This is a genomic window from Nocardia fodinahabitans (assembly GCF_052983615.1).
The window spans coordinates 6,152,532-6,166,007 of record NZ_JBRJJC010000001.1 but is presented as its reverse complement, the minus strand read 5'-3'; the positions used below and the strand labels follow the sequence as shown (position 1 = coordinate 6,166,007).

The window sequence follows — 13,476 nt, the reverse complement described above, 5'->3', positions numbered from 1 at the left end:
CAAAGGAGTCCTGTTTTGCCCGACCGCCTCGCCGATGATCGCGCCGCGGAACAGCAGTACCTCTCGGTGCTCTACGACCGGCTCGACGGCATGCGCGACTACGCGCAGAACCGGCTGAAAACCGTGCTGCTGGAGACCGGCGGCACCCCACAGGCACGCAGTGAGCGCGAGTCGTTCACCCAGCTCTACAGCGAGGACCTGGCCAAGTACGACGCCGCCGAGCACGGTCTGTGCTTCGGCCGGATCGACCTGGACGGTGACGAGCCCGAGGCCCGCTATATCGGCAGGCTCGGCATCCTCGACGAGGACAACGACTACGAGCCGCTGCTGCTGGACTGGCGCGCTCCCCTGGCCCGCCCGTTCTACCTGGCGACCACCGCCAACCCCGAGGACGTGGTCCGGCGCAGGCACATCCGCTCGCGCAACCGCGCGGTCACCGCGATCACCGACGAGTACCTGGACCTGCGCGCCGCCGAGCGCGACGGCGCGGTCGGCACCGACGACGGTGTCGGCGGCGAGAGCGCGCTGCTGTCGGCGCTCAACGCCGCCCGCACCGGGCACATGAACGACATCGTCGAGACCATCCAGAGCGAGCAGGACGCGATCATCCGCTCCGAGCACAAGAGCGTGCTGGTGGTCCAGGGTGGGCCGGGTACCGGCAAGACCGCGGTCGCGCTGCACCGCGCCGCCTACCTGCTCTACACCTACCGTCAGCAGCTGGCCAAGAGCGGCGTGCTGATCATCGGCCCGAACGCCACCTTCCTCGACTACATCGGCCAGGTCCTGCCCTCGCTCGGTGAGACCGGCGTGCTGCTGTCCACCATCGGCGACCTGTACCCCGGGGTGAAGGCGGTGCGTGAGGACACGCTGCGCGCCGGCGAGATCAAGGGTTCCCTCGACATGCTCGAGGTGCTCAAGCAGGCGGTGCGCGATCGCCAGGAAGTGCCCACCGAACCCGTGCGGCTCACCTTCGACGGTTATCCGGTGACGCTGGATCGCAAGATCGCGACCAAGGCCCGCGGCCGGGCCAGGTCCTCGCGCCGCCCGCACAACCTGGCCCGGCCGATCTTCGCGTCCTCGGTGATCGACGCGCTCACCGATCAGCTGGCCGCGACCATGGGCGCCGACCTGTCCGGCGGGACCAGCCTGCTCAGCTCGGCCGACCTGTCCGAGATCGGCGACGAGATGCGGGCCGACCCGCAGGTCCAGGCCGCGATCAGCGCGCTCTGGCCGATCCTGTCCCCGCAGGAGGTGCTGGCCGACCTGCTCGCCGACCCGGCCCGCCTCGACCGCGCCGCCAAGACCCTCGACGCCGAGGACCGGGCCGCGCTGGTCCGCAACGACGACGGCATGTTCGGCGCCGCCGACGCGCCGCTGCTCGACGAACTCGCCGAACTCCTCGGCGTGGACGACACCGAGGAACGCGAACGCGCCCGCCGCCGCTGGCGCGCCCAGCTGGCCGAGGCGCAGGACGCGCTCGACATCCTCACCGGCTCCGCCCCGCAGGACATCGAAGACGAACTCGACCCCGAGATCCTCATGGCCTACGACCTCATCGACGCCTCCCAGCTGGCCCAGCGCCAGGAGTTCGGCAACCGGCAGACCACCGCCGAGCGCGCGGCGGGCGACCGCACCTGGACCTACGGGCACGTGATCGTCGACGAGGCGCAGGAGCTGTCGCAGATGGCCTGGCGCATGGTGATGCGGCGCATCCCGAACCGGTGGATCACCGTGGTCGGCGACGTCGCCCAGACCGGTGACCCGGCGGGCGCGTCGTCGTGGCAGCGGGTGCTGGAACCGTATGTGGCACAACGCTGGAAGCTCACCGAGCTGACCGTCAACTACCGCACCCCCGCCGAGATCATGGCCGTCGCCGCCGATGTGCTGGCCGCCATCGATCCCGGCGTGCAGGTGCCGCGCTCGGTCCGCGAGACCGGCAATCCGCCCCGGGCACACCGGGTTCGGCCCGTCGAGGTGGCGGGCGAGGTGGCGCGGCTGCTCGAGGCCGAACACGGTCCCGGCACCAGCGCGGTGCTGGCGCCCGCCGCGCTGGTCCCCGAGCTGTCCGCGCTGGCCGGGGAATCGGTGCAGGTGCTGACCGTGCACGATGCCAAGGGTCTCGAGTTCGACCGGGTGTACCTGGTGGAACCGCAGGCGATCCTGGACGAGTCACCGCGCGGACTCAACGACCTCTACGTCGCGCTGACTCGTGCGACCCAGCGCCTGGCGGTCGTGCACACCGACGAACTGCCCGAGGTGCTGTCCGCGCTCGGCTAGGCGCTGCGGCGCCCGTCAGGACTGATCGGTATCGGCCAGACCCGCGGCGACGCGGCGTCGACGAGCGTCCGAGATCACGACGATCGGATTGCGTGGCGGCCCAAGGCAGGAGCCCGTCGACCGCTGACCGCCTGCCCGGAAACACTCGAGGGCGCTGCCGAAGCAGCGCCCTCGAGGTCGTGATCGATCGGTACTAGCGGACGGTGTGCACGATCAGCACATCCGAGCGCGACTTGCGGGCCACGTCCGAGGGGACGGAGCCGAGCAGTCGGCCGGTCAGGGTGTTCAGGCCCCGGTTACCGACGACCAGCAGATCGGCCTTGGTCTCGTTGACCAGGTCGAGCAGCGAATCGACCGGCTCGCCGACGATGGCGCGCTCGACGATGTTCTTCGCCCCGGCGGCCACCGCCTTCTCCCGGGCTACGTGCAGGATCTCGTTGGTCGGCGCCGAGCCACGCACCTGGTAGGCCTCGTCCTTGAGCACGTCGGCCGCGGCGGCGACGTCGCGATCGTCGGTCGGGAAGTAGGCACAGGCCAGCACGAGAGTCGCGTCCGCGTCGCCGGCGAGCGCTGCGGCCTTCTCCACGGCGACGTACGACGAATCCGAGCCATCAGTACCGACGACAATGGTCCGGTAGGCGGTCATCTCTCCTCCAACTTGGTCGGTGCCAGCACCGATCGACCCGGGAATCGAGCGTCAGCGCGGCAATTGGGTCGACCCTAACGCCAAAACAGGCCGATTTATCGACAAATCGCAACAGATCACATCGGGAGTGTTGGCGCCTACGGGCACCGTGCCGGTGGCCTTCGCGACAGCCGCGAAGATTCACCTGCGACAACCAGACCGCGGCTCGGGGAAATTGTGGCCTATCACAACACAATCAACGTGCCTGCGCGACTGGGACTTTGCTCACATCAACCGGAAAAACTGGGCAGCCCGCAGGCGGCGCTCCCGGTGCCGGTCGAGGGCGCCACGGTCACCGTGGTCGGCGCGATCCACCGGGTGCTGATACCGACGACTTTCGCGGTCAATTCGTGCTGACCGGCGGCGCCGGGCCGCCAGGACGTGGTGGTGGTGCCGATGGTGGGCACCGCGACGGTGGCGATCGCCGCGCCGTTGTCGTAGAAGGTCACGTCCGCGCCTGCGTCACTGCTGCTGTACCCGACGACGTCGACCGCGGTGACCGTGTACGAGCAGCCGGCCTGGTGATCGGCGCCCTCGACCGCGACGCGCTGAGTCCCGTCGGCGTGCGCAAACGGCGCGGCGAGCACGGCCACGACCATGGCGATACCGGAGCTGGTCAGGCCGAGTCCCGTGTTCCGGCGGAAAGATGTTGTCACCGTTGATGTCCTCACTCTCACGCAGCAGCGACCGCCGCGAATACGGTGAGACTATCGACGGACATCACCGTTCCCCGTCGAAACGGCAATATTTCAGATACCCGATTTCTGGGGTCTCGACACCCCGTCACCCCGGTGTGGGTACCGCGCTCGCCTGCGCTTTACGCGCGTATTCCCACGGCGACATCCCGATCTCCGCGGTGAATTCCCTACTGAAATGGGCCTGATCGAAATAGCCGAGGTCGGCGGCCAGAGTCGCCAGATCGGGCGTGGCGCCGCGGGCGAGCAGATCGGCGGCGTCCTGCAACCGGAATCGGCACAGCACCCATTTCGGCCCGGCCCCGACATACCGGCGGAACAGCCGCTGCAACGTCCGGATGGGGACCGCGAAGCGATCGGTCACCTGGTCGACCCGGGTGAGCGCGGGATCGGCCGCCATCGCGGTGACGATGCGCGACACCAGCGCGTAGTGCGGATCGTCGGCGCGGCCACGCCCGGCGAAGAAGTCCTCGACGATCTCCACCCGCGCCACATCGGACGGCTCGGCCAGCACCCGGTCCGCCAGCCCCGCCGCGGCGGGCATGACGTCGGCCAGCGGGGCCGAATCATCGCGCAGCGCACCGACATCCATGCCGGTGAAGGCGCCGAACCCACCGGGCCGGAACCGCAGACCGAACGTCTCCCCTTCGCCGTCGAGTTCGCGCACGTACTTCGTGGTACACACCCCGTTGACGAAACCGCCCGTGCGCAGGCCGCTGCGCTCGAAGGTGACGTTCACACACGGGAAAGACAGCACCTCGGCGCGATAAGCGGGTTTGCCCCGCAGATCCCAGCGCACGATCCAGTACCGGTCGGCGAACTCCGCCAGCGCGGGCCCGACCGCCAGCCGATCCAGCGATCGGTGCCGAGCCTGCTCCCCCGGATGCAGAATGCCCTTCACATCGGCGGGATCCGGCACCGTCATCGGATCTGTCGCGTTCTTACAAGATCGGCCGGCGCCGGCCGACCAGGATCGAAGACATGACCGATCCCGTTGCGCCCATTCCGCAGGGCTACCACTCCATCACCTGTTTCCTGGCCGTGCCGGACGGCAACGCGGCCATCGACTTCTACACCGAGGTCTTCGGCGCGAAGGTGCTCAGCCGGGCCGATCTGCCCGACGGGCAGCCCGCGCACGCCGAACTGCTGATCGGCGATTCGACGCTGCAGCTCGGCATGCCCATCCCCGACAACAACGTTCGCGCCCCCGAGGACTGGGTGCACACCTCGATCGTGCACTACTGTCCCGACGTCGACGCCGTGATCGCCCGCGCGATCGCCCACGGGGCCCGCACCGCCGAGGAGCCGCAGACCTTCGTCAACGGGGAGCGGTTCGGTGTGGTCATCGATCCGTTCGGTCACCGGTGGGCGGTGATCACCCGGATCGAGGAGATGTCGCGCGAGGAAGCCGACCGCCGGATCGCCGAGTGGATGGCTGCGTCGAATTAGCGGCTGGCGCCGCGGGGTTTTCGGCCCTGTGGGCCTCGCGTCCGAGGGGCGAGACTGCGCCTGCGGCGTTCCGTCTCGCCCCTCGGACGCGAGGCGGCCGAAAACCCGGGGTGATGCGGTGCGCATCGTCAGCTCAGGCCTGCGGCGTCCATGCCGCGTAGTTCCTTCTTCAGGTCGGCGATCTCGTCGCGGAGGCGGCCGGCCAGCTCGAATTGGAGCTCGCGTGCGGCGTTCATCATCTGGTCGGTGAGGGAGGCGACCAGGTCGGCCAGTTCGGCGCGCGGCATGGACTTCACGTCACGTTCGGCGTAGATGCCCGCGCTCACCGCGCGGCCGGGCTCGCCCTGGGCGCGCCTGCCCCGGCTGACATTGCGGCCCGATCCGCCGACGGCGACCTCGTCGTCGGCCTCCAGGTACACCTGGTCCAGGATGTCGGCGATCTTCTTGCGCAGCGGCTGCGGGTCGATGCCGTTGGCCGCGTTGTAGGCGACCTGCTTGGCGCGGCGGCGATCGGTCTCGTCGATCGCGTGCCGCATCGAGTCGGTGATCTTGTCCGCGTACATGTGCACTTCACCGGAGACATTGCGCGCCGCGCGGCCGATGGTCTGGATGAGGCTGGTGCTCGACCGCAGGAAGCCTTCCTTGTCGGCGTCGAGAATCGCCACCAGCGACACCTCGGGCAGGTCGAGGCCCTCACGCAGCAGGTTGATGCCGACCAGCACGTCGTATTCGCCGAGGCGCAGCTGTCGCAGCAGCTCCACCCGGCGCAGGGTGTCGATCTCGGAGTGCAGGTAGCGCACCCGCACACCGAGGCCGAGCAGATAGTCGGTGAGGTCCTCGGCCATCTTCTTGGTGAGCGTGGTGACCAGCACGCGCTCGTCGCGCTCGGTGCGCCGGCGGATCTCGTGCACCAGATCGTCGATCTGGCCCTTGGTCGGCTTCACCACCACCTGCGGGTCGACCAGGCCGGTCGGGCGGATGACCTGTTCGACCACCTCACCACCCACCTGACCCAGCTCGTACGGGCCCGGCGTCGCCGACAGGTACACCGCCTGACCGATCCGGTCGGCGAACTCCTCCCAGGTCAGCGGGCGGTTGTCGACCGCGGACGGCAACCGGAAGCCGAACTCGACCAGGTTGCGCTTGCGCGACATGTCACCTTCGAACATGCCGCCGATCTGCGGCACAGTGACGTGCGACTCGTCGATGACGAGCAGGAAGTCGTCGGGGAAGTAGTCCAGCAGGGTGGCAGGCGCCGAACCGGCCGGGCGACCGTCGATGTGGCGCGAGTAGTTCTCGATACCCGAGCAGAACCCGACCTGACGGATCATCTCGAGGTCGTACTCGGTGCGCATGCGCAACCGCTGCGCCTCGAGCAGCTTGCCCTGCTTCTCCAATTCGGCCAGCCGCGCGGCCAATTCGGCCTCGATGTCGGCGACCGCGCGCTCCATCCGCTCCGGACCCGCGACGTAGTGGGTGGCGGGGAAGATGCGCAGCGAGTCGACCTGGCGCACCACATCACCGGTGAGCGGATGCAGGTAGTACAGCGCCTCGATCTCGTCACCGAAGAACTCGATGCGGACCGCGAGCTCCTCGTAGGACGGGATGATCTCGACGGTGTCTCCGCGCACCCGGAACGAGCCGCGGGTGAACGCCATGTCGTTGCGGGTGTACTGCACGTCGACGAGCAGGCGCAGCAGCGCGTCGCGATCGATCTCGCCGCCGACCTCGAGTTGCACGGAGCGGTCCAGGTACGACTGCGGGGTACCGAGGCCGTAGATGCACGACACCGAGGCGACCACGACCACGTCGCGGCGCGAGAGCAGGCTCGAGGTCGCCGAGTGCCGCAGGCGCTCGACATCGTCGTTGATCGAGCTGTCCTTCTCGATGTAGGTATCGGTCTGGGCGATGTACGCCTCGGGCTGGTAGTAGTCGTAGTAGGAGACGAAGTACTCGACCGCGTTGTGCGGCAGCATCTCCCGCAGCTCGTTGGCCAGCTGCGCGGCGAGGGTCTTGTTCGGCGCCATCACCAGCGTGGGCCGCTGCAACTTCTCGATCAGCCACGCTGTGGTCGCCGACTTACCGGTGCCGGTGGCACCGAGCAGGACGACATCCTTCTCCCCCGCGGTGATCCGCCGCTCCAGCTCGGCGATGGCGGCGGGTTGGTCACCGGCGGGCTTGTGCTCGCTGACCACCTCGAACTGCCCGCCCGCACGTTCGATGGCGCCGACGGGGCGGTGCTCGGAATGAGCCAGCGGGTGCCCCCGCTCCTCGTACCCTTCCGTCGGGATCTCGGTTGCGAATGCCATGCCCACCAGGTTAGGCCCGACCACCGACAAGTCGCGCGGACAGCCCGCTCACCGGCGCCGATCCAGCGACACACCCGCGCCACGCCGAGCCGGGGCCCGCCGCCCCGATGTCGTTCGGATGAACTTCTGCTCATCGAGAAATCCGCTCAACAGCGCGAACGCCACACCGCACGCGGCCCGCAGCATCGTGGCGACCGCACGCTCGGGATCACATCACCTGGTCCGCCCCGTACCGGCGATCACGCGGCCGCGCCACGGCTACTTCGGAGCATTCCGGGACGATGTCCGAAAAGTCCCATGTCCCAAGGATATTCACGGTGGTGTGGTCCAGCGGACACGGTGCGCGACACACATCCGGGCGTACCCTGAGCTGATCATCGGCACGTGGTGAAGGACAAGGCCATGAGCGCACTGCTTCCTCTGCTCGTCGCGGCTCCGGCGCTCACCGGATTCGCGGGATACTTCGCCCGGGAGATCCGCGGCCCGCAGCCACCGCCGGTCACCACGCCCACCGCGCCGCCGCCGGGCCGCCCCCGGGTCGAGTACTTCGACGTGGCCGAACTCACCAGCACCGACGCCAAGGGCTACATCCGGCCCGTCGACCGGTACGAGGTGCAGCCGTGGGGTGTCTACCTCGCCCGCACCGTCGACCGGCCCCGTGGCCGCTACGAGGAGTCCTGGCTGCTGCCCGGACCCGCCGTGCGCGCCACCATCGAGCACGACCGCCCCGGCCACCACCGCAGCCACGACTACGTCCTCGACATCGTCGAGTTCGTCCAGGTCGGCCCCAAGCGCTGGAAGGCCACCGACTACTTCCTCGACATCGCGGTCCGGCGCGGCCGGTCGGCCACCCTGCGCGGCGCGGGCGAGCTGCTGGCCGCGCACGCCGCCGGTCACGTCGACACCGTCCAGGCCGATCGTGCCTTCGAACGGGCCGCGGCCGTCCTGGACGGCCTCGCCGCCAACGACCACGATGTCGAGCAATGGTTGCGCTCACGGGAGATCACCCTGACCTGGATGTGAGCGGGCAGGGCCGGTCACCGGTAGATTTTCCGGTCATGACGCAGGCATCCACCGTGCACGTGCACCCGCCCAAGATCGAATACTTCGATGTCGCGGCGCGGACGAACACCGATCCGAAGGGGTTCGTCCGTCCGGTGGAGGTCTATCGCGAGGAACCGTGGGGCCTCTACATGGGTAGGCACTCGGACCATCCGAACTTCCACTACCTGGAATCGTGGGTGCTGCCCGAGCTGTCGCTGCGGGCGACGAAGTTCCACCACAACCCGGGCGTGGAGCGCTGGCAGGACGTCTACGTCGACGTCGGGGCGTTCACCCGGGAGTCGGCCACGCTGTGGAAATCGGTCGACCACTACCTGGATCTGCTGGTCCGCACGGGCCGCGAGGTCGAGCTGGTCGACATCGACGAACTGCTCGCCGCGCACGCCGACGGCCTGCTCGGTGCAGCGGACTGCCAGGCCGCCATCGAGCACGCGACCGCCGCGATCGACGGGATGGCCGCGCACGGGCACTCGCTCGAGGCCTGGCTGGCCACCCGGGGCATGGCGCTGACCTGGCGTTGAAACGACGAAACCGCCCCGACCTCCGGTAGTGAGGTCGGGGCGGTCGCCGATCGGGGCAGGATCAGCCGGCCGACAGGCTCGGGAACAGATCCGCCAGGCCGCCGCCGCAACCCGCACTGCCGGTCGCGGCCGCCTCGCCCACGGTGACGGTGATCGAGTCGCTGATCAGCAACTGCCGCGCCTCGAGCTTGTGCTGACCCGCCGTGGTGGGCTTCCAGGTGATGCTCACCGTGCCCGAGAGCAGCGACGGCGACACCGGGCTGCCCGGGATGTCGACGCCGTTGTCGGTGAACTTCACCGAGGTCAGCCGATCGACCTCGACGCTGGCGGTCAGCTTGTAGCTGCAACCGACCTTGTGGTCGGACCCCGCCACGGTGACGTTGCCGACCCACGCCGAGGCCTGCGGTGCGGCCAGCACGATACTGGCGGCGACGGCGCCGAGTGCGGTGATGCCGAAGCCCGCACGGCCGAACTGACGGTGATGTGTTGTCATACGCGCTACAACTTCCCTGTGAACCGAGTCACCGGCTGGTGACTCGGCACAATGTACCCAGCGCGCGACACCGCTCGGCCACTTTTTGAAACATTGATGTTTAACAGATTGGTCTCGGGTCAGACGCGTGCGCGAGCCCAGTCGGTGACCACCGGATAGATCGCGTCGAACCACGGTTCCTTCACCCCGTAGTACGCCTGCGCCGCCGCGTCCCCGGTCTTACCCGCCGCCGCCTGCTCGGCCTCGCGCTTGACCACCAGGTACGCCGCGCGCGCGTCCTCTTCCTGGCGCAGCCAGTCGCGCAGCTCGAGCGCGAACCGCTGGCCGGGCGAATCCTGCACGCGCAGATGGATATTCGCCGGGCGGGCGGGATCAGCGTTGCCGTGCACGCGCTTGCCCCAGCGGGCCAGATCGGTGCCGTCGGGATCACCGGGGGTCGGCTTCGGGTTGTCGTGGGTGATCCGCGGCGCGAGCGGGAAGCCGGCCCCGGCGAGCGCGTCGGCCAGCGACTCGGCGGTGGCCAGATCGGCCACTGTCACCTGGATGTCGATGATGTCCTTGGCGGGCAGGCCGTGCACCGCGGTCGATCCGATGTGGTCGATCCGCACCGCCGACGCGCCACACGCCAGGTGCAGCCGCGCGATGATCCGGCGGGCCTGCGCGGCCCAGTCCGGATCGGCGGGCACCAGCCGATAGGCGGCCTCGGCGCGGATGCCCTCGCGCTGATTGCGCTCGAACGGCACCAGCCGCTCGGCCCACAGCGCGCGCACCTGGGCCTCGACGATCTCGGGGGCGCCGTTGTTGTCCAGCCACACGTCGGCGACCGCGTGCCGCTGTTCGTCGGTGGCCTGGGCCGCGATCCGGGTGCGCGCGTCGGCCTCGGCCACCCCGCGCTGTTCGACCAGCCTGCGCAGCCGGGTCTCGATCTCGGCGCCGACCACCAGGACCAGCTGCATGAGCGGGGCCAGCCCGTTCTCGACCAGCAGCGGAATGTCCTGCACGACGATCGCCCGCTCGGGCGCCGCGCCGATCAGCTCCGCGGTACGCGCGCCGACCAGCGGGTGGGTGATCGCGTTGAGCTTTCCCCTGGACTCGTCGTCGGCGAAGGCGACCGCGGCCAGCGCGGGCCGGTCGAGGCTGCCGTCGGCGGCGAGAATGTCCGGTCCGAACGCCTCGACCAGCGCGGCCAGCCCCGGTGTGCCGGGCGCGACGACCTCGCGGGCGATCGCGTCGGAGTCGATCAGCACCGCCCCGCACTCGACCAGAGTCCGCGCCACTGTGGATTTACCCGCTCCCATGCCTCCGGTGAGGCCGATCCGCAACATGGGCCCAGTCTCGCAGACGCCGCGCCGCGCGGTCCGCGCCATCGGATTCTTTCCGACACGCCCATGCGCCGACCGGCGCAAATCCGGGGCCGGGCGAGTCGCGTGGATTAATGTTCGCGCTGGCGAGAAGGCCAGCTCCAGCAACCGAAGGATGATCATGGGCACCACAGACCACCGGACGGCTCGCCACCGCCTGGGAATGCCCGGCGGTGTGCATTGCATCGAACACCCCGCTGTCGCAGCGACTCTCGCCGAATACCGCCGATCCTGGTTCACCGCCCTGATCTCCCCCGCCCGGCACAGCTTCGCCGCGATGCGCAAACGCCCCAGCATGGCCGCCGCCGGCTACTGGGTCCCCGCCGCCGCGAGCTGACTCCTCCACGGCAGCGTCCACCTTGGGGCCGTGGGTCGGGCAGCACCGGCTTCGCCGCGTTCGGCGCGGCCGCGAAGTCGAAGGTGGAGGTCATGCCCCGGTGACGCCGCGACGCGGTCAGGTTCGGTCCGTCGATCCCGAATCGCGTTTCCAGCAGCCGCAATTGCGAGGTGTGGTCGAAGGCCCTGCGAGGCGACCAACCCGTCGTGGCTGAACGGCGAGACCACCAGACACGGCACCCGGTAGCCGAGGCCGATCGGCCCGGCGATCCCGCCCCCGGCGGGCAGGGCCGGGTGTTCGCAGTGCAGCACCGACGGCACCACGGGCAGGGTGTCATGGGCGACGTCGGCCTGGAAGTCGTTGGGGTACACCGGCGCAATGCCACGCCAGGCCACTCGGAGTTCGGGTCGGCGGCCTGGGTGGAGCAGCCCATCATGCCGTCGAGGATCGTCGAGGGGGCCGGGCCGACACCGCGGTTGCTGTAGATCTTCCAGCTCACGCCCGCCTCGGACAGGTTCTCCGGGTAGGTGCGCCAGCTGGAGACGTGCTTCGGGATAACGTCGGCGTCTCCACCAGCGGGCCGCCGGCCAGCCCGTCGGGGTCGATGGTGGCGCCGCGCGTGGTGTCGAGCCGGAACGGTTCGACGAAACCGTCTGCGGTGGGCCCGATTCCGGTGGACATCGCCGGCGCGATCGGCGCCGACACTACTTCACGGACCTGGGAAAAGGCCGAAGGCCCCGGTCCGTGTGGACCAGGGCCTTCGGTACTGCTCTACCCGAATCAGGCGTTGCCGGAGAGCTTCTCCCGCAGAGCCGCGAGCTGCGCGTCGCTGGCGAGCGAACCGCCGGCGGACTCGGCCGGGCCGGAGGAGGCCTGCGAGCTGCCGCTCTCGGAGGAGTAGTTGCCCGAGGCGGGACCGCCGTTGGCGGCCTCGGCGGCAGCGTCGGCTGCCATCTTCTCCATCTGAGCGGTGTGCATCTTGTGGCGACGCTCGGCCTCGGCGTAGCGGCCTTCCCACTCTTCACGCTGCTTGTCGAAGCCCTCGAGCCATTCGTTGGTCTCGGGATCGAAGCCCTCGGGGAAGATGTAGTTGCCCGCATCGTCGTAGCTGTCGGCCATGCCGTACTTCGACGGGTCGAACTCGGCGTGGTAGTCCTCGTTCGCCTGCTTCAGCGACAGCGAGATCCGGCGACGCTCGAGGTCGATGTCGATGACCTTGACCATCGCGTCGTCGCCGACGGCGACAACCTGGTCCGGGACCTCGACGTGGCGCTCGGCCAGCTCGGAGATGTGCACCAGGCCCTCGATGCCCTCTTCGACACGCACGAACGCACCGAACGGAACCAGCTTGGTGACCTTGCCCGGCACGATCTGACCGATCGCGTGGGTGCGGGCGAACTGACGCCACGGGTCTTCCTGGGTCGCCTTGAGCGACAGGGAGACGCGCTCGCGGTCCAGATCGACGTCGAGAACCTCGACGGTGACCTCGTTGCCGACCTCGACGACCTCGGACGGGTGGTCGATGTGCTTCCAGGACAGCTCGGAGACGTGCACCAGGCCGTCGACGCCACCCAGGTCCACGAAGGCACCGAAGTTGACGATCGAGGAGACCACACCCTTGCGGACCTGGCCCTTCTGCAGCTGGTGCAGGAACTCGGAGCGGACCTCGGACTGGGTCTGCTCGAGCCAGGCGCGACGCGACAGAACCACGTTGTTGCGGTTCTTGTCGAGCTCGATGATCTTGGCCTCGATCTCCTTGCCGACGTACGGCTGGAGGTCGCGGACACGACGCATCTCGACGAGCGAGGCGGGCAGGAAGCCACGGAGGCCGATGTCGAGGATCAGGCCGCCCTTGACGACCTCGATGACGGTGCCCTTGACGGCCTCGTCCTTCTCCTTGAGCTCCTCGATCGTGCCCCACGCGCGCTCGTACTGCGCCCGCTTCTTCGACAGGATCAGGCGGCCTTCCTTGTCCTCCTTGGTGAGAACCAGGGCCTCGACCTCATCGCCCACGGAAACGACCTCGTTCGGGTCGACATCGTGCTTGATGGAGAGTTCACGGGAGGGGATGACGCCTTCGGTCTTGTAACCGATGTCGAGCAGGACCTCGTCACGATCGACCTTGACGATGGTTCCCTCGACGATGTCGCCATCGTTGAAGTACTTGATCGTGGCGTCGATGGCGGCGAGGAAATCCTCGGCGGAGCCGATGTCGTTGACGGCTACCTGCGGCGAGGTGACGGTGGTGGGCATATGTGGATTTGCTCCGGACGGATTGTGGTCGGTT

At 68.9% G+C, this 13,476-nt stretch carries 12 protein-coding genes and 1 pseudogene; 5 read left to right on the top strand and 8 right to left on the bottom strand.

The window, feature by feature from the left end; genetic code table 11:
* Positions 1–15: 15 nt before the first annotated feature.
* A complete protein-coding gene (locus NV348_RS29010) occupies positions 16–2,277 on the top strand; it encodes a HelD family protein (protein WP_447149691.1) in 2,262 nt (753 codons plus the stop codon).
* Between the two features lie 193 nt (positions 2,278–2,470).
* Here NV348_RS29010 and NV348_RS29005 read toward each other — a convergent pair whose 3' ends face one another.
* The 3 genes from NV348_RS29005 to NV348_RS28995 form a co-directional block, all read right to left on the bottom strand.
* A complete protein-coding gene (locus NV348_RS29005; RefSeq protein ID WP_218716686.1) occupies positions 2,471–2,923 on the bottom strand; it encodes a universal stress protein in 453 nt (150 codons plus the stop codon).
* Positions 2,924–3,192: 269 nt separating this feature from the next.
* A complete protein-coding gene (locus NV348_RS29000) occupies positions 3,193–3,618 on the bottom strand; it encodes a hypothetical protein (RefSeq protein WP_447149690.1) in 426 nt (141 codons plus the stop codon).
* 127 nt (positions 3,619–3,745) lie between these two features.
* The gene (locus tag NV348_RS28995; RefSeq protein WP_447149689.1) at positions 3,746–4,582 is read right to left on the bottom strand and encodes an AraC family transcriptional regulator; all 837 of its coding nucleotides are present in this window, start codon (positions 4,580–4,582) and stop codon (positions 3,746–3,748) included.
* 56 nt (positions 4,583–4,638) lie between these two features.
* Between NV348_RS28995 and NV348_RS28990 the strand changes: the two genes are divergently transcribed.
* The gene (locus NV348_RS28990) at positions 4,639–5,106 is read left to right on the top strand and encodes a VOC family protein (protein ID WP_447149688.1); all 468 of its coding nucleotides are present in this window, start codon (positions 4,639–4,641) and stop codon (positions 5,104–5,106) included.
* A 128-nt stretch (positions 5,107–5,234) separates the two neighbouring features.
* On the opposite strand, the gene uvrB is transcribed toward NV348_RS28990, so the two are convergent.
* A complete protein-coding gene (gene uvrB / locus NV348_RS28985) occupies positions 5,235–7,415 on the bottom strand; it encodes an excinuclease ABC subunit UvrB (protein WP_447149687.1) in 2,181 nt (726 codons plus the stop codon).
* Positions 7,416–7,817: 402 nt separating this feature from the next.
* On the opposite strand from uvrB, the gene NV348_RS28980 reads away from it, so the two are divergent.
* Entirely contained in the window at positions 7,818–8,438 is a 621-nt protein-coding gene (locus NV348_RS28980) for a ribonuclease FAU-1 family protein (RefSeq protein WP_447149686.1), read from the top strand.
* 59 nt (positions 8,439–8,497) lie between these two features.
* A complete protein-coding gene (locus tag NV348_RS28975) occupies positions 8,498–8,998 on the top strand; it encodes a ribonuclease FAU-1 family protein (RefSeq protein WP_447151172.1) in 501 nt (166 codons plus the stop codon).
* Positions 8,999–9,059: 61 nt separating this feature from the next.
* Here the strand turns inward: NV348_RS28975 and NV348_RS28970 are convergent, their stop codons facing one another.
* Entirely contained in the window at positions 9,060–9,491 is a 432-nt protein-coding gene (locus NV348_RS28970; RefSeq protein WP_447149685.1) for a hypothetical protein, read from the bottom strand.
* Positions 9,492–9,610: 119 nt separating this feature from the next.
* The gene (gene coaE / locus NV348_RS28965) at positions 9,611–10,816 is read right to left on the bottom strand and encodes a dephospho-CoA kinase (protein ID WP_447149684.1); all 1,206 of its coding nucleotides are present in this window, start codon (positions 10,814–10,816) and stop codon (positions 9,611–9,613) included.
* A 157-nt stretch (positions 10,817–10,973) separates the two neighbouring features.
* On the opposite strand from coaE, the gene NV348_RS28960 reads away from it, so the two are divergent.
* Positions 10,974–11,189, top strand: coding sequence for a hypothetical protein (locus tag NV348_RS28960; protein WP_447151171.1), 216 nt, complete (start codon positions 10,974–10,976; stop codon positions 11,187–11,189).
* On the opposite strand, the pseudogene NV348_RS28955 reads toward NV348_RS28960, so the two are convergent.
* Together NV348_RS28955 and rpsA are read right to left on the bottom strand one after the other, a co-directional pair.
* Positions 11,139–11,858: pseudogene (locus NV348_RS28955) on the bottom strand (alkaline phosphatase family protein); the annotation flags it as partial. The gene NV348_RS28960 and the pseudogene NV348_RS28955 overlap by 51 nt on opposite strands.
* Before the next feature lie 111 nt (positions 11,859–11,969).
* Positions 11,970–13,442 carry a 30S ribosomal protein S1 gene (rpsA, locus tag NV348_RS28950; protein ID WP_218716677.1) on the bottom strand — a complete coding sequence of 491 codons (1,473 nt, stop codon included), beginning with the start codon at positions 13,440–13,442 and terminating at the stop codon, positions 11,970–11,972.
* Between the last annotated feature and the right edge of the window lie 34 nt (positions 13,443–13,476).